The sequence below is a fragment of the Streptomyces sp. NPDC002619 genome (genome assembly GCF_042889305.1).
GTDB lineage: Bacteria > Actinomycetota > Actinomycetes > Streptomycetales > Streptomycetaceae > Streptomyces.
The window spans coordinates 1-20,057 of record NZ_JBIAQV010000016.1; the positions used below are offsets into that span (position 1 = coordinate 1).

At 69.6% G+C, this 20,057-nt stretch carries 15 protein-coding genes and 1 pseudogene; 6 read left to right on the plus strand and 10 right to left on the minus strand.

The genetic code is table 11. The features are described from left to right. Window positions 1-103 precede the first annotated feature (103 nt). From ACFYXB_RS24105 to ACFYXB_RS24125, 5 genes are all read right to left on the minus strand, one after another. Window positions 104-943, minus strand: coding sequence for a carbohydrate ABC transporter permease (locus tag ACFYXB_RS24105; protein ID WP_351350154.1), 840 nt, complete (start codon window positions 941-943; stop codon window positions 104-106). 8 nt (window positions 944-951) lie between these two features. Beyond that, the gene (locus ACFYXB_RS24110) at window positions 952-1,905 is read right to left on the minus strand and encodes a sugar ABC transporter permease (protein WP_351350152.1); all 954 of its coding nucleotides are present in this window, start codon (window positions 1,903-1,905) and stop codon (window positions 952-954) included. A gap of 10 nt (window positions 1,906-1,915) precedes the next feature. After that, window positions 1,916-3,289, minus strand: a complete 1,374-nt coding sequence (locus ACFYXB_RS24115) for an extracellular solute-binding protein (RefSeq protein ID WP_389585727.1) — start codon at window positions 3,287-3,289, stop codon at window positions 1,916-1,918. Window positions 3,290-3,445: 156 nt separating this feature from the next. Next, window positions 3,446-4,135: a response regulator gene (locus ACFYXB_RS24120; RefSeq protein WP_389585730.1), complete on the minus strand. Its 690-nt coding sequence runs from the start codon at window positions 4,133-4,135 to the stop codon at window positions 3,446-3,448. Beyond that, a complete protein-coding gene (locus tag ACFYXB_RS24125; protein WP_389585733.1) occupies window positions 4,132-5,778 on the minus strand; it encodes an ATP-binding protein in 1,647 nt (548 codons plus the stop codon). Before ACFYXB_RS24125 ends, ACFYXB_RS24120 begins: the two co-directional genes overlap by 4 nt. A gap of 121 nt (window positions 5,779-5,899) precedes the next feature. On the opposite strand from ACFYXB_RS24125, the gene ACFYXB_RS24130 reads away from it, so the two are divergent. Continuing rightward, complete coding sequence (locus ACFYXB_RS24130) at window positions 5,900-7,306, plus strand: cation:dicarboxylate symporter family transporter (RefSeq protein WP_389586064.1); 1,407 nt, start codon at window positions 5,900-5,902, stop codon at window positions 7,304-7,306. Window positions 7,307-7,352: 46 nt separating this feature from the next. Here the strand turns inward: ACFYXB_RS24130 and ACFYXB_RS24135 are convergent. Further along, window positions 7,353-7,469: pseudogene (locus ACFYXB_RS24135) on the minus strand (TetR/AcrR family transcriptional regulator); the annotation flags it as partial. Window positions 7,470-7,546: 77 nt separating this feature from the next. Here ACFYXB_RS24135 and ACFYXB_RS24140 point away from each other — a divergent pair. The 5 genes from ACFYXB_RS24140 (at window position 7,547) to ACFYXB_RS24160 (ending at window position 11,744) form a co-directional block, all read left to right on the plus strand. Next, the gene (locus ACFYXB_RS24140; protein ID WP_389585736.1) at window positions 7,547-7,693 is read left to right on the plus strand and encodes a hypothetical protein; all 147 of its coding nucleotides are present in this window, start codon (window positions 7,547-7,549) and stop codon (window positions 7,691-7,693) included. 70 nt (window positions 7,694-7,763) lie between these two features. Then, a complete protein-coding gene (locus ACFYXB_RS24145) occupies window positions 7,764-8,528 on the plus strand; it encodes a DUF2127 domain-containing protein (protein WP_389585739.1) in 765 nt (254 codons plus the stop codon). A 48-nt stretch (window positions 8,529-8,576) separates the two neighbouring features. Next, on the plus strand, window positions 8,577-8,999 hold the full coding sequence (locus tag ACFYXB_RS24150) for a MerR family transcriptional regulator (RefSeq protein ID WP_389585742.1): 423 nt from the start codon (window positions 8,577-8,579) through the stop codon (window positions 8,997-8,999). 20 nt (window positions 9,000-9,019) lie between these two features. Next, complete coding sequence (locus tag ACFYXB_RS24155; RefSeq protein ID WP_351366005.1) at window positions 9,020-9,334, plus strand: thioredoxin domain-containing protein; 315 nt, start codon at window positions 9,020-9,022, stop codon at window positions 9,332-9,334. 169 nt (window positions 9,335-9,503) lie between these two features. Continuing rightward, window positions 9,504-11,744 carry a HelD family protein gene (locus ACFYXB_RS24160; RefSeq protein ID WP_389585745.1) on the plus strand — a complete coding sequence of 747 codons (2,241 nt, stop codon included), beginning with the start codon at window positions 9,504-9,506 and terminating at the stop codon, window positions 11,742-11,744. Here ACFYXB_RS24160 and glgB read toward each other — a convergent pair. The 4 genes from glgB to ACFYXB_RS24180 all read right to left on the minus strand — a co-directional run bounded on the left by glgB (window position 11,719) and on the right by ACFYXB_RS24180 (window position 19,615). After that, a complete protein-coding gene (glgB, locus tag ACFYXB_RS24165) occupies window positions 11,719-14,271 on the minus strand; it encodes a 1,4-alpha-glucan branching enzyme (protein ID WP_389585749.1) in 2,553 nt (850 codons plus the stop codon). The genes ACFYXB_RS24160 and glgB overlap by 26 nt on opposite strands. After that, window positions 14,268-15,677 carry a maltokinase gene (locus tag ACFYXB_RS24170; RefSeq protein ID WP_389585752.1) on the minus strand — a complete coding sequence of 470 codons (1,410 nt, stop codon included), beginning with the start codon at window positions 15,675-15,677 and terminating at the stop codon, window positions 14,268-14,270. Before ACFYXB_RS24170 ends, glgB begins: the two co-directional genes overlap by 4 nt. A gap of 102 nt (window positions 15,678-15,779) precedes the next feature. Continuing rightward, a complete protein-coding gene (treS, locus tag ACFYXB_RS24175; RefSeq protein ID WP_389585755.1) occupies window positions 15,780-17,480 on the minus strand; it encodes a maltose alpha-D-glucosyltransferase in 1,701 nt (566 codons plus the stop codon). Next, window positions 17,477-19,615: an alpha-1,4-glucan--maltose-1-phosphate maltosyltransferase gene (locus ACFYXB_RS24180; protein WP_389585757.1), complete on the minus strand. Its 2,139-nt coding sequence runs from the start codon at window positions 19,613-19,615 to the stop codon at window positions 17,477-17,479. Before ACFYXB_RS24180 ends, treS begins: the two co-directional genes overlap by 4 nt. Window positions 19,616-20,057 lie beyond the last annotated feature (442 nt).

Below are 20,057 nucleotides of genomic sequence, written 5' to 3' on the forward strand. Positions count from 1 at the left end.
CCTGGCGCCTCGCCCCGGCCACCGCATAGCGAAAGGGGCCGCCCGGCCTCCCGGCCGGACAGCGCCCCAGCAAGATTTTCAGCAGTCTTCTAGACGGTATTCGTCACCCCTTCACCGCCCCGCCCAGCGCGAACCCACCTCCCAACCGCCGCGCGACCAGCACGTACAGCAGGATCACCGGCGTCGAGTAGATGACCGAGAACGCGGCCAGCTGGCCGTACGCCACCATGCCCCGGTTGCCGAAGAACTCGTTGATGCTGACCGAGGCCGGCATCTGGTCCGGGGTGAGCAGCAGCATGAACGGGACGAAGAAGTTGCCCCACATCATGACGAAGGAGAAGACGGTCACCACGGCGACGCCCGGGCCCATCAGCGGCAGCACGATCCGCACGAGCGACTGAAGCGACGAGGCCCCGTCCGTCCACGCTGCCTCCTCCAGCTCCTTCGGCACCCCGTCCATGAAGTTCTTCATCAGCCAGATGGCGAACGGGAGTTGGGACGCGGCGAAGAACAGGATCGTGCCCTGCATGGTGTCGATGAGGTTCACCCTGACGAACAGGGCGTACACCGGCACCATGATCGCCGTGATCGGCAGGCTCGTCGCGAACAGGACCGTCAGCAGGAACGGCCGGTTGAGCCGGGAGCGGAACCGGGACAGCGGATAGGCCGCGAGCGCGGCGCACACCACGGTCAGCAGCGTTGCCCCGCCGCACAGGATCAGGCTGTTGAGCAGCGGGGTGAGGGTGATGTCGGGGGTGAGGACCGAGTCGAAGTTGTCGAGGGAGAGGCCGTCGGGCACCTTCACGCGCAGGTCCGCGTGCGGGTCGAGGGCGGAGAGCACCACCCAGGCGAGCGGCAGCGCGAAGGCGACGGCGACACACAACAGCCCCGTGTCGGCGGCCAGTCGGTGGGCCGTACGGCGGGAGGCAAGGGTTCGGGCCATGGCTTTCGTCAGACCTCCGTCCGCAGCAGGCGCAGATACACGACCGAGAACAGCGAACCGACGAGGAGCAGCAGCAGGGCGACTGCCGTCCCGTATCCGATCATGCTGTTCTGGAAGGCCTGCTCGTACATGAACAGCGGCAGGGTCTGACTGCGGTTGCCGGGCCCACCCCGCGTCATCACCCAGATCAGCCCGAACACCGAGAGCGTCTGGAGGGTGTTGAGCATCAGGTTGGTGCCGATGGAACGACGGATCATCGGCAGCGTGATGTGCCACATGCGCCGCCAGCCGCCCGCGCCGTCCACCTCGGCCGCCTCCGTGATCTCCTGCGGGATCTCGTTCAGCGCGGCCGAGTAGACGAGCATGGAGAACGCGGTGCCGCGCCAGACGTTGGCGAAGGACACCGCGAGGATCGGGAGCGTGAACAGCCAGTTCTGGCTCGGTAGATGGAGCCATTCCAGGATGGCGTTCAGCGTCCCCTCGCGCCGGAAGAAGGCGTACAGCAGGAACCCGGCGACCACTTCCGGCAGCACCCACGCCGTGATCACGACTCCGCCGGTGAGCGTGCGCACCGGCTTCGACGCCCGCTGCATCAGCGCGGCCAGCGCCAGCCCCAGCGTGTTCTGGCCGACGAGGGACGACAGCACCGTGAACACCAGCGTCAGCCATACGGCGTTCAGGAACGCGTCGTCCTGGAACGCCGTACGGAAGTTGTCGAACCCGACGAACGACGCGTGGGCCTGACCGGTCAACTGCAGGTCGGTGAAGGCGATATAGGCGCAGTAGACGATGGGTCCGGCGAGGAACAGGAGCAGCAGAACGACGGCCGGGGAGAGGGGAAGCAGGCGGGTGAGGACGAGGCGGAGGCGGTGGGGGCGATGCGGCCGGGGGACGGGCGGACCGGGCGTGGGGCCCGGGGAGGCCTTGGTGATCCCCGGGCCCGGATGCGACGCGGTGGTCATGACCCGGCGCTCACTTCTGGACGACCTGGTTGTTCGTGGCCGCCTTGAGCGCGTCGTCGTAGCCGCTCGCCGCCTTGTCCACGGACGCGTCCCCCGTCGTCACACCCTCCATGGCCTCCTGGATGGCGGTGGAGACCTTCGGGTACGCCGGGTAGGCGGGCCGGTAGTGGGTGCTGGCGACCAGGTCGGTGAAGAACTTGATGCCGGGCTGGGCCTGGACGTACGTCGGATCGGCGGCGACGTCCTTGCGCACGGCGATACCGGAGTTGGCGATGTACCACTTCTGCGCGTTCGCTTTGGTCTGCATCGTCTTGACGAAGTCGAAGGCGAGGTCGGGGTTGCCCGCCTTGGCCGGGATCGACCAGGTCCAGCCGCCGGACATGCTCACCTTGCCCGGGGCCTGGCCGTGCTGGGTGGGCATGTGCGCGAGCCCCAACTGCTTGGACCAGTCGGGCCATTCATGCCCACTGCCGCTCAGCCAGTCCTGCGGGAGCCAGGAGCCGTCGAGGTCGATGCCGAGCTTGCCCTGCGGAAGCAGCTCACCGCGCACGCGGGTACCGAAGTTGGGGTCGAGGGCGTCGGAGACGTCGGGCCCGAGCTTCTCCTTGTAGACGGTCTCCACGAAGGCGAGGGCGTCCTTGAATCCCTGCGTCCCGGCGATCCACTTCTTGGAGGCGCTGTCGTACAGGGGGTCCGACGTCCCGTCGTTGGTCCCGTACAGGAGCATCTCGAAGCCCTGCATGGTGGCGGCCTCGCCCGCGGGCTTGCCGGTGTAGACGTTGAGGGGAGTGGCGCCCGGGACCTTCTCCTTGATGGTCCGGGCGGCGGTGAGGATGTCGTCCCAGGTCTTCGGCTGCCAGTCGGCGGGCAGCCCCGCCTTCGCGAACACCCGCTTGTCGAACCAGAGTCCGCGGGTGTCGGTGCCGTCCGGGACGCCGTACGTCTTCCCGTCCTCGGCCTTCGCCGCGGACTTCGCCGTGTCGATGAACTGGTCCCAGTCCGCCCACTTGTCGAGGTAGGGATCAAGGGGCTTCAGATACCCGCTGGTGATGTCCGAGTTGATGAGGAAGGTGTCCTCGTAGACGAGATCCGGGGCGGTCTTGGGGGAGCGGAGCATCTGCTGGAGCTTGGTGTAGTACTCCGAGTCCGGGGCCTTGATGGGGACGAGCTGGACCTTCTTGCCCGGGTACTTCTTCTCGAACTCCTTCTTGATGCCGGCGAGATAGTCGTCCATGACATGGATCGAGTTGTCCGTCGACTGCTTGAAGGAGATCTTCACGGTGTCGGGGCTGCTGCCGGATCCGCTGCCGCAGCCGGTGAGCGCGGTCGCGGCGAGGGCGAGGGCAGCGAGGGAGAGTGGTACGGCGGTGGGGCGCACGGGCATGACCTCCTACGGGCACACGTCGCTGTGGCCTGGGTGGTTGCCCGTGTGAAGGTAAGAGGAGTGGTCTAGCCAGGTCAATGAGCGTGCGGTGGATTGGGGTTGGGCGACGAAACATGTCAGTCGCCGGACTTCAGTGGCTCGGGCGGGGTGAGGGGGCTATTGCCCCTTCACCCACCGGTACTGCAACTCCGGCCGTCCCACCGTGCCGTACTGCGGGCTGCGGGCCGCTCGGCCCGCGTCCACCAGGTGTTCCAGGTAACGGCGGGCCGTGATGCGGGAGATGCCGACCGCCTCGGCGACGCCCGTGGCCGTGAGGCCGTCCGCGCAGTCGCGGAGGGCCACCGTGACCCGTTCCAGCGTGGGGGCGCTCAGGCCCTTCGGCAGGGCCGCCGGGCTCGGGGCGCGCAGGGTCGCCAGCGCGCGGTCGACCTCGTCCTGTCCGCTAGCCTCGCCCGCCGCCGCGTGGAACTCGGCGTACCGCAGCAGGCGGTCGCGCAGGGTCGCGAAGGTGAACGGCTTCAGGACGTACTGGACGACCCCCAGGGACACGCCTTCGCGCACCACCGTCAGGTCCCTCGCCGACGTCACCGCTATCACGTCCGCGTGGTGGCCCGCTGCGCGCAGGGAGCGGGCGAACTGCAGGCCGTGGACATCCGGTAGGTGCAGATCCAGGAGGAGCAGGTCCACCTGCGTACGGTCCATGAGGCGCCGCGCCTCCGCGCCCGTGTGCGCCCTGCCGACCGCCACGAAGCCCGGCACCCGGCCGACGTACAGCACGTGCGCGTCCGCGGCGACCGGGTCGTCCTCCACGACGAGGACGCGGATCGGCTGCCCTGCCGTCGTCATGCGTCCCTCCGGGCCATCGTGGTGGTGTGCCGCGCCGTACTCAAAGGCAGCCGTACCTCGAACACGGCCCCGCCCTCGCCTTCTGCTGAACCCTCAGCCACCGTCAACGTGCCCTCGTGCCGGTTGACCGCCTGTCGCACCAGCGCCAGTCCGAGCCCGCGTCCCGTGGGCCCGGACGGCTTCGTCGAGAACCCCCGTTGGAATACCAGCTCGGCATGGGCGGGTTCCACCCCCGTGCCCGTGTCCGCGACCCGCATCACCAGCTCGGCGCCGTCCGTGAACGCCGTCACCGTCACCCGCGCGCCCACGCTGCCCTGGGCGGCGTCCACCGCGTTGTCGATGAGGTTGCCGAGGATGGTCACCAGGTCGCGGGCCGACAGGCTCGGCGGGAGCACGCCGTCGTCCAGGCGGCTGTCGGAGGAGACCACGAGTTCTACGCCCCGCTCGTTCGCCTGGGCCGTCTTGCCCAGCAGCAGGGCCGCGAGCACCGGTTCGCTGACGGCCGCCACCACATGGTCGGTGAGGGCCTGGGCCAGTTCGAGTTCGGCGGTCGCGAAGTCCACCGCCTCCTCGGCGCGGCCCAGTTCGATCAGGGAGACGACCGTGTGGAGGCGGTTCGCCGCCTCGTGGGCCTGGGAGTGCAGGGCCTGGGTGAAGCCGCGTTCCGAGTCCAACTCGCCCATCAGGGACTGGAGTTCGGTGACATCGCGGAGCGTCACGACCGTCCCGCGGCGCTCGCCGCCCGACACCGGGGAGGTGTTGACCACCAGCACGCGGTCGGCCGTCAGGTGCACCTCGTCCACCCGGGGCTCGGAGGCCAGCAGCGCCCCGGTCAGCGGGGCGGGCAGACCCAGGTCCGCCACCGACCGCCCGATGACGTCCGCCTCCGCGCCGACCCCGAGCAGTTCACGGCCGCCGTCGTTGATGAGGGCCACGCGGAAGCGGCCATCCAGCATCAGCAGCCCCTCGCGTACCGCGTGCAGGGCGGCCTGGTGGTAGTCGTGCATCCGGCTCAGCTCGGCCGCGTTCATGTTGTGGGTGTGCCGGCGCAGGCGGGCGTTGACGACGTACGTCCCCACCGCGCCCAGCACCAGCGCGCCGGTCCCGACGCCGAACAGGGCGGTGACCTGCTCCTGCAGCCGCTGGCTGATCGCGTCGACACGGATGCCCGCGCTCACCAGGCCGACGACCCGGTTGCCGTCCCACACCGGCGTGACGGCGCGCACGGAGGCGCCGAGCGTGCCGGTGTACGTCTCGGTGAAGGTGTGGCCGTGCTGGGCGGGGCCGATGTGGCCGAGGAAGCGTTTGCCGATCTGTGTCGTGTCCGGGTGGGTCCACCGGATGCCCTGCGGATTCATGATCGTGATGAAGTCCACGCCGGTGTCCCGCTGGACCTGGAGGGCGTACGACTCCAGCCGGGCCGTCGGGTCCGCCGTACCGATCGCCTCCCGTACGGACGGGGCGTCCGCGACCGAGCGGGCCACCGCCGTGGCCTGCCGGGCCGCCGCGTCCTCCGCCTGCCCGCGGTCGCTGATGTAGGTGAACAGCGCATACCCCGCCACCACGACCGCTATCAGTACGGCCTGCATGGCGAAGAGCTGTCCGGCCAGGCTGCGCGGCCGGGGAAGGGAGGGGAAGCGCATGTCGTCAGTGTGCCTGCCCGGTTAAGCGTGAACTAAATGAACGGAAGGGTGACCGCCGTCACGGTTAGGGAGATAGTCACGGCATTCCTCATAACCCCCGGACGTGAGCCGCACGCCGGTGATGCCGACGAAGACGTCAAGGAGGGCAGCCGTGGCCGCCAGTTCCCCCGATACGGCACCTGCCGCACCCGCCGTGAAGCGGGACCGTACCCACTATCTCTACATCGCGGTCATCGCCGCGGTGGCGCTCGGCATCGCCGTGGGCCTCATCTGGCCCGACGCCGGGGTCGAGCTCAAGCCGCTCGGCACGGGCTTCGTGAACCTGATCAAGATGATGATCTCGCCGATCATCTTCTGCACGATCGTGCTCGGCATCGGCTCGGTACGGAAGGCGGCCAGGGTCGGCGCCGTCGGCGGTATCGCCCTCGGCTACTTCCTGGTGATGTCGCTCGTCGCGCTCACCATCGGCCTGGTTGTCGGCAACGTCCTGCACCCCGGTGACGGCCTCCATCTGACCAACGCGCTCAAGGAGACCGGGCACGCCCAGGTGTCCAGCGACGCGCTGCCGCCGGTCGACTTCGTGCTGTCGATCATTCCGCTGACCTTCGTCTCCGCGTTCACCGAGGGCCAGGTCCTGCAGACGCTGCTGGTCGCGCTGCTCACCGGGTTCGCGCTGCAGGCGATGGGGGCGGCCGGCCGGCCGGTGCTGCGCGGTGTCGAGCACATCCAGCGGCTCGTCTTCCGCATCCTGAGCATGGTGATGTGGGCGGCCCCGATCGGTGCGTTCGGTGCCATCGCCGCGGTAGTGGGCTCGGCCGGTCTGGACGCGCTGAAGAGCCTCGCCGTGCTGATGCTCGGCTTCTACATCACGTGCTTCCTGTTCGTCTTCATCGTGCTCGGCGCGCTGCTGCGGGTGATCGCCGGGGTCAACGTCTTCGCGCTGTTCAAGTACCTGGCCCGGGAGTTCCTGCTGATCCTGTCCACCTCCTCCTCCGAGTCCGCGCTGCCGCGGCTCATCGCGAAGATGGAGCACCTGGGCGTCAGCAAGCCGGTGGTCGGCATCACGGTCCCGACCGGCTACTCCTTCAACCTCGACGGCACGATGATCTACATGACGATGGCGTCGCTGTACATCGCTGACGCGCTGGGTACGCCGATGTCTCTCGGTGAGCAGATTCCGCTGCTGCTGTTCCTGCTGCTCGCGTCCAAGGGCGCGGCGGGTGTGAGCGGTGCGGGTCTGGCCACGCTGGCCGGTGGTCTGCAGTCGCACAAGCCCGCGCTCGTCGACGGTGTCGGTCTCATCGTCGGTATCGACCGGTTCATGAGTGAGGCGCGTGCGCTGACGAACTTCGCGGGTAACGCGGTCGCGACTGTGCTCATCGGTACGTGGACGAAGGAGATCGACACCGGGCGTGTTCAGCGGGTACTGGCCGGCGAGCTGCCGTTCGACGAGACGACGTTGCTCGACGAGGGTGGCGCGACTGTGACTGACCTTCCTGAGCAGCGGGAGGAACTGGCGAAGGCCTAGGTTCCGGCGGTCCGGCCCTGCCTGAACCAGGGCCGGGTGGTCGGGTATCGCTCAGCTTCGCCACCAGCATGGTGGCCTGTGAGGCGGGTACGCCCGCCGCGGTCAGTACCGTGATCGCGGCCGAGCGGCCCGCCTCCTCCGTTGCCAGGAGGCCGTCGTTCACGAGAAGGCCAAGGAGGTCGCCGCGCAGGCGGCGGGCGCGAGCGACCCCGAGCAGTCCACACCAGCCTGATCGGCGCGGTGATCCTCGGCGCCGGCACCGTCCTCGTGGCGCTGCTGCTGCCGCGCCGCGAGAACGCCGTACCGGAGGAGCCGGCCGAGGAGGGGAAACTGGTGGACAGCGGGGCGCGCAGACCTTCTCGAACGCTTCTCACCCTCATCCACTAACGTGCCGTGCCGGACCGACCGGAACGGCACGTTCGTGTGTGCCGTGTGTTCTCACAGGGAGGCACGGGGGATGAAGATGGACTGGGACCGGCGTACCTGCGCGCGCAAGGGCCATGTCACGTATGCGCCGGACGACCCGGGGCTGCGGGTGCGGCTGCACGCCGAGACCGCGCTCGGGGAGGTCTGGCGGTGTCTGCGCTGCGGCGACTTCGTGCTCGGCGAGCCGCACGGTTCAGGACCGGCCGACGACGCGCCGCTGGTGCCGCGCGGCAAGGTGCTGCGGGACCTGTTCATCCTGCGGTTCCTGGCGATCGAGCGGGCCGTGCGCGGGGTGTTCATCGTGCTGGTCGCGGTGGCGGTGTGGCGCTTCAGCAACAGCCAGGACGCGGTACGACGCCTGTTCAACGAGAACCTGGACGTCTTCCGCCCGGTTTTCAGGCACTTCCACTACGACCTCGACCACTCACCGGTCGTCGGCTCCATCCAGAAGGCCTTCGGCTACAAGCACTCGACACTGCTGCTTGTGGCGGCCGTGCTGCTTGCGTACGCGCTGGTCGAACTCGTCGAGGCGGTCGGCCTCTGGTACGCCAAGCGCTGGGCGGAGTACCTGACGGTGGTCGCCACCGCAGCGTTCCTGCCGCTGGAGATCTACGAACTCACCGAGCACATCAGCTGGCTGAAGATCGCCACCCTCGTCCTCAACATCCTCGCCGTCCTCTACATCGCCCTGGCCAAGCGCCTGTTCGGCCTGCGCGGCGGCCGAAAGGCCTTCGACGAGGAACGCCACAGCGCCTCGCTGCTCGAGGTGGAGGAGTCGGCCGGGGTGGCCGTCTGAGCCGTCGGCCTTGCCTTGACGTCGGCGTCAAGGCCTACGGTCGTACCCATGCGAATCGGTGAGCTGGCCGCGCGGGCCGGGACCACGACGCGGACGCTGCGCTACTACGAGACGCGGGGGCTGCTGCCCGCGCGACGGGACACGCACGGGCATCGTGCGTATGACGAGCGGGACCTGAAGCTGCTCCGGCAGATCAGGACGCTCCAGGACTTCGGGTTCGACCTGGAGGAGACCCGGCCCTTCGTGGAGTGCCTGCGTGCCGGGCACCCGGAGGGCGACTCGTGCCCCGCCTCGCTCGCGGTCTACCGGCGCAAGCTGGACGAGCTCGACGCGCTGATCGGCGAGCTGCGGGACGTACGCACGAAGGTCGTGGGCCGGCTGACGCGTGCCGAGCGGGCCCGGGACGAGCTGGCCACCGACGCGCAGGTTCCGGGAGGCCCGGAACCCACCTGCGAACTGGGAGGGCACTAACGATGATCAAGGCCGCCGGTGTGACCGAGGTGACCGACGGGGACTTCGCGGCGGAGGTGATCGGCTCCGACCTGCCGGTGCTGGTGGAGTTCACCGCCGACTGGTGCCCGCCCTGCCGGCAGATGGGGCCGGTGCTCAGTGCACTCGCCGCCGAGGAGGGTGACCGGCTGAAGGTCGTCCAGCTGGACGTGGACACCAACCCGCTGACCACCAATGCCTACAAGGTGCTGTCGATGCCGACGTTCATGGTCTTCCGCGCCGGTGAACCCGTGAAGGCCATGGTCGGGGCGCGGCCCAAGCGGCGGCTGCTGGAGGAGCTCGCCGACGTGCTGTGACCCCACCCCGCACAGAAGAAATCCCCCGGGCAATTGCGCCCGGGGGATTTCTTTGCGTATATTCAATGATTCGCGACTTCAAGTCGGTGTCGTCGCGAATGAAGTTCAATGTGCAGAGTATATCCGGGCGGGAGCGGAATTGTCAAACAGCCAATTTCCAGACGATGAATTGCGCCGCGAACAGGAATTCATCGACGGACTGTACGCGCGCGTGGACGCGCTGCGCGGAGACACCGAGACCGCCGTCGCGGACGCGCTCGCGCAGGGGGACAAGCCCATGCAGGCCCGGCTGGAGCGGGACATCCTGGTCGCCGAGCGGTCGGGGCTGCTCGCCGCGCTGAACGCCGTGGACGGCTCGCTCTGCTTCGGACGCATCGACCTGACCTCCGGCACCAGCCACCACATCGGCCGCATCGGGCTGCGCACCGACGACGCCGAGCGCACACCGCTCCTCGTCGACTGGCGGGCCGACGTCGCCCGCCCCTTCTACCTGGCCACCGGCCACACCCCGATGGGCCTCAGGCGCCGGCGGCACATCGCCACCGAGGGGCGCCGGGTCACCGACCTGCACGACGAGATCCTCGACCTCGGCGACGCCACCCGCACCGGCCACGAGGACCCCTCAGGGGACGCCGTGCTGCTCGCCGCGCTGAACTCGGCGCGCACCGGCCGTATGAGCGACATCGTGCAGACCATCCAGGCCGAGCAGGACGAGATCATCCGGGCGCCGTACCGGGGAGTGCTCGTGGTCGAGGGCGGACCCGGCACCGGCAAGACGGCGGTCGCCCTGCACCGGGCCGCCTATCTCCTCTACGAACACCGCGAGTTGCTCGCCAAGCGCGCCGTCCTCATCGTCGGCCCCAACCCAGCCTTCCTCGGCTACATCGGCGAGGTGCTGCCCTCCCTCGGTGAGACGGGCGTGCTCCTCTCGACGGTCGGCGAGCTCTTCCCCGGTGTGAAGGCGACCGCGGCCGACACACCCGAGGCGGCCGCCGTGAAGGGCCGCGCCGACATGGCGGACGTGCTTGCAGCGGTCGTACGCGACCGGCAGGCGCTACCCGACCCCGTGATCGCGATCGCGCACGACCGCGAGATCCTCATGCTCGACGACGGCCTGGTGAACGTCGCCCGCGAGCGCACGCGGGCGGCGAAGCTGCCGCACAACGTGGCTCGCGAGCACTTCGAGGGCCACATCCTCAATGCGCTCACCGACATGGTCGCCGAACGCATCGGCACCGACCCCTACGACGGCCAGAACCTCCTGGACGCCAGCGACATCACGCAGATCCGCGACGAACTCGCCGAGAACCCCGAAGTCTGGTCGGCCATCGACCAGTTGTGGCCGCGCATCACCCCGCAGCGGCTCGTCGCGGACTTCCTCGCCGACCCCGAGGGATACGTCGGCGACGAGGACGCGGCCGCGATCCTGCGCCCGGTGACCCGGACCTGGACCGTGGCGGACGTACCGCTGCTCGATGAAGCGGCCGAACTCCTCGGCGTGGACGAGCGGGTGGCGCGGGCGCGCGTGGAACGGGAGCGGGAGACGCAGATCGCCTACGCCCAGGGCGTTCTCGACGTGTCCTACTCCTCCCGGACCTTCGAGTTCGAGGACAAGGAGGACGACGACCCGGAGGCCTCCGAGGTGCTGTCCGCGCACGACATCATCGACGCCGAGCGGTTCGCCGAGCGGCAGGAGGAGGAGGACCTCCGCAGCGCCGCCGAGCGCGCGGCGGCCGACCGGACCTGGGCGTTCGGGCACATCATCGTCGACGAGGCGCAGGAGCTGTCGCCGATGGCCTGGCGGCTGCTCATGCGGCGCAGCCCGACCCGCTCGATGACCCTGGTCGGCGACCCCGCGCAGACGGCGGAGGCGGCGGGCGTCGGCTCGTGGGAGGGGATCCTCGCGCCGTACGTCGGGGAGCGCTGGGAGCACGCGCGGCTCGGGGTCAACTACCGCACCCCGTCCGAGATCATGGACCTGGCCGCCGCCGTGGTCCGCGCCGAGAACCCCGGCTTCGAACCGCCGAGTTCGGTCCGTTCGACGGGTGTACGGCCCTGGGTGCGGCAGGTCGCCGACGACCTGCCCGGCTCGGTGGAGAAGGCCGTCGCCGAACTCACCCCCGCCGAGGGCCGGCTGGCGGTGATCGCCCCGCGCGAGCTCCACCGCCGGCTGGCGGCTCGGCTCGACGGGGTCACGGCCGGGGCCGAGCCCGACCTGACGCGGACCGTGGTCCTGCTCGATCCGCGCCAGGCCAAGGGGCTGGAGTTCGACTCCGTCCTGGTGGTGGAGCCGGGTGCCTACGGCACGAGCGACCTGTACGTCGCCCTGACCCGGGCCACCCAGCGGCTGGGCGTGCTCCACATGGGTGCCCTGCCCGAGGGGCTCAGGCAGGGCGCAGCCACACCGTAGCCAGCGGTGGCAGGGTCAGCCGGATGCTTGCCGGGCGGCCGTGCCAGGCCTGGGGCTCCGGCTTGACCGGGTCGGGGTTGGTCACGTCGCCGCCGCCGTAGCGAGCCGCGTCCGTGTTGAGGGTCTCGTGCCAGGCCGGGACGTCGTCGGGGACGCCGAGGCGGTAGTCGTGGCGGACCACGGGCGAGAAGTTCGAGACGGCGAGCAGCGGGCTGCCCTCCGCGTCGAAGCGGAGGAAGGCCAGCACGTTGTCCTCGGCCGCGTCGCCCACGATCCACTGGAAACCGGACGGGTCGGTGTCGAGCTGCCAGAGGGACGGGGTGGCGCGGTACACCGCGTTCAGGTCGCGCACCAGATCGCGTACGCCCCGGTGGTCCGCCTCCGCCCCGTACGCGGAATCGAGCAGCCACCAGTCGGGACCGTGCGCCTCGGACCATTCGGCACCCTGCGCGAACTCCTGCCCCATGAACAGGAGTTGCTTGCCCGGATGGGCCCACATGAAGCCCAGGTAGGCACGGTGGTTCGCGCGCTGCTGCCACCAGTCGCCCGGCATCTTCGACACCAGCGACCGCTTGCCGTGCACGACCTCGTCATGGGAGATGGGCAGCACGTAGTTCTCGCTGTACGCGTACACCATCGAGAAAGTCATCTCGTGGTGGTGGTACTTGCGGTGCACCGGCTCGTGCTGCATGTACTCCAGCGAGTCGTGCATCCAGCCCATGTTCCACTTCAGCCCGAAGCCGAGCCCGCCGAAGCCGCCCGGGCCCCGGTGGTGGGTGGGACGCGTCACGCCGTCCCATGCGGTCGACTCCTCGGCGATGGTCACCACGCCCGGCGAACGCCGGTAGACCGTCGCGTTCATCTCCTGCAGGAAGGCGACCGCGTCCAGGTTCTCCCGCCCGCCGTGCTCGTTCGGCACCCACTGGCCCGGCTCGCGCGAATAGTCGAGGTACAGCATCGAGGCGACCGCGTCCACGCGCAGGCCGTCGATGTGGAACTCCTCGCACCAGTACACGGCGTTCGCCACGAGGAAGTTGCGCACCTCACGACGGCCGAAGTCGAACTCCAGCGTGCCCCAGTCGGGATGTGCGGCCCGCAGCGGATCCTCGTGCTCGTACAGCGGGCGCCCGTCGAACTCGGCCAACGCCCAGTCATCCCGCGGGAAATGCGCCGGCACCCAGTCCATCAGCACGCCGATACCGGCCTGGTGCAGCGCGTCGACCAGATACCTGAAGTCGTCGGGGGTGCCCAGCCGGGCCGTCGGCGCGTAGAAGCCGGTGACCTGGTAGCCCCAGGAGCCGCCGAAGGGGTGCTCGGCGACCGGCATCAGCTCGACGTGCGTGAAGCCCAGGTCCTTGACGTACGTGGGGAGTTGATCGGCCAGCTGATGGTAGGTCAGTCCAGGCCGCCAGGACGGGAGATGGACCTCGTACACGGAGAACGGGGCCTCGTGCACCGGTCGGTCCGCGCGGTGCTCCAGCCACTCCGCGTCGCCCCATTCGTAGTGCGACGCCGTCACGATCGAGGAGGTGTTCGGCGGGACCTCCGTGCGGCGGGCCAGCGGGTCGGCGCGCAGGGTTCGGGAGCCGTCCGGACGGGTGAGCTCGAACTTGTACAGCTCGCCCTCGCCAAGGCCCGGCACGAACAGCTCCCAGACGCCGGAGGAACCGAGCGAGCGCATCGGATGGCCCGTGCCGTCCCAGTAGTTGAAGGCGCCGGCCAGCCGCACGCCCCGCGCGTTCGGCGCCCACACAGCGAAGCGGGTGCCGGTCACGCCCTGGTGCGTCGTGGGGTGTGCGCCGAGCGACTGCCACAGCTGCTCGTGCCGGCCCTCGCCGATCAGATGCAGGTCGAGCTCGCCGAGCGTGGGCAGGAAGCGGTACGCGTCCTCGGTCTCCAGGGCCGTCTCGTCGTACGCCACCAGCAGCCGGTACTCCGGGGCCTCGCGCAGCGGCAGCAGCCCCGAGAAGAAGCCGTCGCCGTCGTCGTGCAGTTGCGCCCGCAGGGCGCCCGACACGACGCTGACCGAGCGCGCGTACGGCCGCAGGGTCCGGAAGGCGACCCCGCCGGGGACCGGATGGGCGCCGAGCACCGCGTGCGGGTCGTGATGCGTACCGCTCAGCAGCCGCTCACGGTCACCGGCGTCGAGGGCGGGGGAGACGGCGACCTCGAGGGGCTGGGTGGGCTGCGGGGCGGTGGCCTTCGCGACAGTCTTCGCGGCGGCCTTCTTGACCGTGGGGTTCTTCGCCGGTGCCTTCTTGGCCGTGGTCTTCTTCGCCGCCGTCTTCCGCGGGGCGCTCTGCTTCGGTACGGCCGCCTTCTTGGCAGCCGCCTTTTTCGCGGTCGCCTTTTTCACAGCCGCCTTCTTCGCGCCGGCCTGCTTCGGCACGGCCGTCGCCTTCTTGGCAGCCCTCTTCTTCGCCGGAGCCTTCTTCTCGCTCGTCTCGTTCTTCTCGGTGGCGCTGTACTCCACTTCCGTTTCCTTCTGCTTCGGATCCGGACCGGTGGACGGGGGACGGGGGGTCACGGGTGGGGCCTCCTCGGCGAAGGTGAGGTGATGGCGAGACGGCGTACGGCGGACAGGGGTACCGCAAGCCAGTCCGGGCGGTGGCGGGCCTCGTAGACGACCTCGTAGACCGCCTTGTCGGTCTCGTAGGCCCGCAGCAGCACGGGGTCGGCACGCGGATCGCTTCCGGCGGCCTCGGCGTACCCGGAGCAGTACGCGTCCCGGCACACGGCCGCCCAGCCCGGGGCCGGCGAGGTCACCGAGTGCGCGGCGTAGTCGAAGGAGCGGAGCATCCCCGCGATGTCCCGGACCGGTGGCTGCGGCAGGCGCCGCTCGGACAGCGGGCGGGCTGGTTCGCCCTCGAAGTCGATCAGCGACCAGTCGCCGGACGGCGAGCGCAGACACTGGCCGAGATGCAGATCGCCGTGGACGCGCTGGGCGGTCCAGGTGCGGCCCTCGGCGGCCAGGCCGTCCAGCGCCCGGTAGGCGGAGCGCAGCCCCGCTTCGTACGGGCGCAGCGCCGGCACCGCCTGCGCCGCCGCCTCCAACCGCTCGACCATGCCGTCGACCAGGCTCCGCAGCAGGCCGTGGCCCAGGGTGACCGTCGGCAGCGCGCGGGCGAGTGCCAGATGGACCTCGGCCGTGGCCCGGCCCAGAGCCCGCGCCTCGGCGGCGAAGTCCTCGCCCTTGGCCAGCTCACGCAGCGCCAGCTCCCAGCCGTCCGCCGCGCCCTGCACGAAGGGCTGCAGGACAGCGAGCACATAGGCGTCGCCGGCGACGTCGGCCCGCAGCCACGCCGTCGGCGCGGGCACCCGGGCGCAGCCCTCGCGGGCCAGGGCCAGCGGAAGCTCCAGATCGGGATTGACACCGGGCACGACCCGGCGCAACAGCTTCAGGATGAACGTATCTCCGTAGACGACTGAGGAGTTGGACTGCTCGGCGGTCAGCAGGCGGGCCACGAGGCCGTCCCGTATTTCCTGGCCCGGGTCCCGTTCGAAGCGCAGCCCGCCGATGCGGGCCTGGGCGCGCAGCGCCTCCAGGAGCACCTCGGCGGGCCGGGGGTCGTACAGGGCGTCGTAGACGGTGTGCCCGGCGAGCGGGCCGGCCGTCACGTGTCCGATCAGCGCGGGCGCCAGCCGGGGAGGCAGCGCCTCGCGCTCGCCTATGAGGAGCTGGTAGCAGTCGCCGGGCCGGGCCGGTGCGCCCAGCGTGGGTGGCTGATGTACGCGGACCAGCAGGTGGTGCAGGCCCAGATTGCTGTCGGACGGCAGCAACTCGGTGGCCGCGACCGGGGAGAACCCGGTCACCGGACGGCCCTTGCCCGCGAACCAGCGCTGCCTCGGCAGCCACTCGCGCAGCAGCGGATCAAGGGACGCGAGGAGGGAGCCGGAAGTTGTCGTGCCGGAAGGTGCGGCCGTTTCCGCCATGACGCCACGTCCTTTCCCCGGTCCTCGGGGTGTTACTGATGGGTGCCCCGGGTGGGGCGGGGGAAACCGTCCCACCCGGAGCCTTCGAGGGTCTGCTGTCCGCTAGGCGGCGTCCTTGCGGAGCCGGAACCAGTAGAAGCCGTGCCCCGCCAGGGTCAGCAGATACGGCAGCTCGCCGATCGCCGGGAACCGCACCCCGCCGAACAGCTCCACCGGGTGCCGCCCGGTGAACGACCGCAGGTCCAGCTCCGTCGGCTGCGCGAACCGGGAGAAGTTGTGCACGCACAGCACCAGGTCGTCCTCGTACTCCCGCAGGAACGCGATCACCGCCGGGTTCGACGACTGGAGTTCGTTGTAGGACCCCAGTCCGAAGGCAGGATTCTGCTTGCGGATCTCGATCATGCGGCGGGTCCAGTGGAGCAGGGAGGACGGGGAGGACATGGAGGCTTCGACGTTGGTGACCTGGTAGCCGTGGACGGGGTCCATGATGGTCGGCAGGAACAGTCGCCCCGGGTCGCAGGAGGAGAAGCCCGCGTTACGGTCGGGTGTCCACTGCATGGGGGTGCGTACGGCGTCGCGGTCGCCGAGCCAGATGTTGTCGCCCATGCCGATCTCGTCGCCGTAGTAGAGGATCGGCGAGCCGGGCAGGGACAGCAGGAGAGCCGTGAAGAGCTCGATCTGGTTGCGGTCGTTGTCCAGGAGGGGTGCGAGTCGCCGCCGGATGCCGATGTTGGCGCGCATACGCGGGTCTTTGGCGTATTCGGCCCACATGTAGTCGCGTTCCTCGTCGGTGACCATTTCGAGGGTCAACTCGTCGTGGTTGCGCAGGAAGATGCCCCACTGGCAGTGCGTGGGGATGGCCGGGGTCTTGGCGAGGATCTCCGAGACCGGATAGCGGGATTCCCTGCGTACGGCCATGAAGATGCGGGGCATGACGGGGAAGTGGAACGCCATGTGGCATTCGTCGCCGCCGCTCTGGTAGTCGCCGAAGTAGTCGACGACGTCCTCCGGCCACTGGTTCGCCTCCGCCAGCAGCACGGTGTCCGGGTACTGCGCGTCGATCTCCTTCCGCACCCGCTTCAGGAACTCATGGGTGGCGGGCAGGTTCTCGCAGTTGGTGCCCTCCTGCTGGTACAGATACGGCACCGCGTCCAGTCGGTAGCCGTCGATGCCCAGGTCGAGCCAGAACCGCAGGGCCGCCAGGATCTCCTCCTGGACCGCCGGGTTCTCGTAGTTGAGGTCCGGCTGGTGGGAGAAGAAGCGGTGGAAGTAGTACTGCTTGCGTACCGGGTCGTACGTCCAGTTGGACGCCTCGGTGTCGACGAAGATGATCCGCGCGTCCTGGAACTGCTTGTCGTCGTCGGCCCAGACGTAGTAGTCGCCGTACGGCCCCTCGGGGTCCCGTCGCGACTCCTGGAACCACGGGTGCTGGTCGCTGGTGTGGTTCATGACGAAGTCGATGATCACGCGCATGCCCCGCTGGTGGGCGGCGTCGACGAACTCGACGAAGTCGGCCAGGTCGCCGAACTCGGGCAGCACCGAGGTGTAGTCGGAGACGTCGTAGCCGCCGTCTCTGAGGGGTGACTTGAAGAACGGCGGCAGCCAGAGGCAGTCGACGCCGAGCCACTGGAGATAGTCCAGTTTGGCGGTCAGGCCCTTGAGGTCGCCGACGCCGTCACCGTCGCTGTCCTGGAAGGAGCGGACCAGGACCTCGTAGAAGACCGCGCGTTTGAACCATCCCGGGTCGCGGTCCTTGGCGGGAGTGTCCTCGAAGGTGTCCGGGACGGGCTCGTTGACGATCATTTTGTGGGTGACCCTCCGATCTGCGGGGTGGACGGTCGCAGGACGGTGAGGATGTGCGCAGGGCGGGTCCCCGGTTCGAGTCGCACATAGTTGGCCCTGCCCCAGTGATAGGTCTCGCCGGTGAGCTCGTCGCGCACCGGCACCGACTCGTGCCAGCTCAGGCCGAGTTGCGGCATGTCCAACGAGATCGTGGCCTCCTGGGTGTGGTGCGGATCGAGGTTCGCCACCACCAGAACCGTGTTCGATCCGCTCCGCTTGCTGTACGCGATCACCTCTTCCTTGTCGGCGTGGTGGAAGTGGAGATCGCGCAACTGCCGCAGGGCCGGGCTCGTCCGCCGGAGGGTGTTGAGGCGGGTGATCAGGGGGGCGATGGTGTGTCCGTCGCGGGTGGCGGTGTCCCAGTCGCGGGGTTTGAGCTGGTACTTCTCCGAGTCGAGGTATTCCTCGCTGCCCTCGCGCAGGGGGGAGTTCTCGCAGAGTTCGTAGCCGCTGTAGATGCCCCAGGTGGGGGAGAGGGTGGCGGCCAGGATCGCGCGGACCTCGAAGGCGGGGCGGTGGCCGTGCTGGAGGTAGGCGTGCAGGATGTCGGGGGTGTTGGCGAAGAAGTTGGGCCGCATGTAGGCGGCCGCCTCACCGGAGAGTTCGGTGAGGTATTCGGTCAGCTCCTGCTTGGTGTTGCGCCAGGTGAAGTAGGTGTAGGACTGCTGGAAGCCGATCTGGGCGAGGGTGTGCATCATCGCGGGCCGGGTGAACGCCTCGGCCAGGAAGATCACGTCCGGGTCGGTGTGGTTGATCTCGGCGATGACGCGTTCCCAGAACACGACGGGTTTGGTGTGCGGGTTGTCGACGCGGAAGATCCGCACGCCGTGGGCCATCCAGTGCCGCAGCACCCGCACCGTCTCGGTGATGAGGCCGGGCAGGTCGGCGTCGAAGGCGATGGGGTAGATGTCCTGGTACTTCTTGGGCGGGTTCTCGGCGTAGGCGATGGTGCCGTCGGGGCGGTGGTGGAACCACTCGGGGTGCTTGTGCACCCAGGGGTGGTCGGGGGAGCACTGCAGGGCGAAGTCCAGGGCGACTTCCAGGCCCAGTTCGCGGGCCCGCCTCACGAAGTGGTCGAAGTCGTCGAGGGTGCCGAGGGCGGGGTGGACGGTGTCGTGGCCGCCCTCGGGGGAGCCGATCGCCCAGGGCACGCCGACGTCGTCGGGGGTGGCGTCGAGGGTGTTGTTGCGGCCCTTGCGGAAGGTGGTGCCGATGGGGTGGATCGGGGGGAGGTAGACCACGTCGAAGCCCATCGCGGCGATCGCGTCGAGGCGGCGGGCGGCGGTGCGGAACGTGCCGTGGGGCTGCTGGGGGGTGCCCTCGGAGCGGGGGAAGAACTCGTACCAGGAGCCGTACAGGGCGCGTTCGCGTTCCACCAGCAGGGGCAGCGGGGCCGAGGCGGTGACCAACTCCCGCAGCGGATGGCGGGCCAGGACCTCGCCCACCTCGGGAGCCGACGCCGCCGCGAGACGCCAGGCGGCCGGCCGGCCGTCGTCGCGCAGGGCCGCCGCCGCGGCCAGCATGACGTCCCGTTTCCCGTCGTCCTCGGGGACTTGGGCGGCCGCCTGCTCGTAGAGCCGCGCGCCCTGCTCCAGGACCAGCTCCGTGTCGATCCCGGCCGGGATCTTGATCCCGGCGTGGTGCCGCCAGGTCGCGATCGGATCGCCCCAGGCCTCCACCGTGAACGTCCAGCGGCCGGGTGCGTCGGCGGCGACGGTGGCGCCCCAGCGGTCGGTGCCCGGCGCCAGTTCGCGCATCGGGGTCCAGGGGCCGGGGCGGCCCTCGGGGTCCCGCAGGACGACATTGGCCGATACGGCGTCGTGACCCTCGCGGAACACGGTGGCCGAGATCTCGAACGACTCTCCGGTGACCGCCTTGGCGGGCCTGGATCCGTGTTGGATCACGGGGCGGACGTCGAGGACGGGTATACGGCCGACGGCGGTGTCCTCGGTGCCGGCCGGCCTTTCCCGGGAGGGCGGCCGGGCGTCGGTCCGGCCGGTCGCCGTGGTGGGGCCGGCCATACGCTCCGGCGTATCGGCCCGCGTGGTGTTCCTGCTGCTTGTCGGGGGTGGTGACGAGTGGTGCGTGGCGGGCATGACCGCTCCTGTCCGCGTCAACGGGGGTATGGGCGGATGGCTGAGGGGAGAGGGGTCCTGTGGGGCGTACCGGAGGAGCCTTCCCACCCTAATCGGGTGGGCAATCCGGCACTTTGTTAACTACTCACGCGTATGTCTACACACAAGACCGGCCACGTCCGGTGCAACGGGGCCGGTAACGACAACTCTGCCATTACGACATGGACACCTGGAGGATTTTGCTCGCAGATCGCGGTCCGGCGCCTGACACTTTGCCGCTCGCCGCCCGCGTTACCAGGGCTTTGGTGACCTGGGCGGGGGAGGCCACGGGTGCGTGACGGCTGCGATCAGGCCACCCGCCCGGCGCAAACGGCGTGTTCGCGTCCGGGCCATGGTTCGAGTTTCCCTCCTCGACTCCCCCGGGCTGCGTCTCGTGCGCGGCTGGAGCGCGACAAGAACGCCT

What these genes read in the sequence shown, in the direction of transcription:
- ACFYXB_RS24145 (WP_389585739.1), top strand. Translation starts at nt 7,764, where the DNA reads ATGAAGATGGACTGGGACCGGCGTACCTGCGCGCGCAAGGGCCATGTC.
- ACFYXB_RS24150 (WP_389585742.1), top strand. Translation starts at nt 8,577, where the DNA reads ATGCGAATCGGTGAGCTGGCCGCGCGGGCCGGGACCACGACGCGGACG.
- ACFYXB_RS24105 (WP_351350154.1), bottom strand. Translation starts at nt 943, where the DNA reads ATGGCCCGAACCCTTGCCTCCCGCCGTACGGCCCACCGACTGGCCGCC.
- ACFYXB_RS24120 (WP_389585730.1), bottom strand. Translation starts at nt 4,135, where the DNA reads ATGACGACGGCAGGGCAGCCGATCCGCGTCCTCGTCGTGGAGGACGAC.
- ACFYXB_RS24180 (WP_389585757.1), bottom strand. Translation starts at nt 19,615, where the DNA reads ATGCCCGCCACGCACCACTCGTCACCACCCCCGACAAGCAGCAGGAAC.
- treS (WP_389585755.1), bottom strand. Translation starts at nt 17,480, where the DNA reads ATGATCGTCAACGAGCCCGTCCCGGACACCTTCGAGGACACTCCCGCC.
- ACFYXB_RS24170 (WP_389585752.1), bottom strand. Translation starts at nt 15,677, where the DNA reads ATGGCGGAAACGGCCGCACCTTCCGGCACGACAACTTCCGGCTCCCTC.
- ACFYXB_RS24110 (WP_351350152.1), bottom strand. Translation starts at nt 1,905, where the DNA reads ATGACCACCGCGTCGCATCCGGGCCCGGGGATCACCAAGGCCTCCCCG.
- ACFYXB_RS24125 (WP_389585733.1), bottom strand. Translation starts at nt 5,778, where the DNA reads ATGCGCTTCCCCTCCCTTCCCCGGCCGCGCAGCCTGGCCGGACAGCTC.
- ACFYXB_RS24130 (WP_389586064.1), top strand. Translation starts at nt 5,900, where the DNA reads ATGCCGACGAAGACGTCAAGGAGGGCAGCCGTGGCCGCCAGTTCCCCC.
- ACFYXB_RS24115 (WP_389585727.1), bottom strand. Translation starts at nt 3,289, where the DNA reads ATGCCCGTGCGCCCCACCGCCGTACCACTCTCCCTCGCTGCCCTCGCC.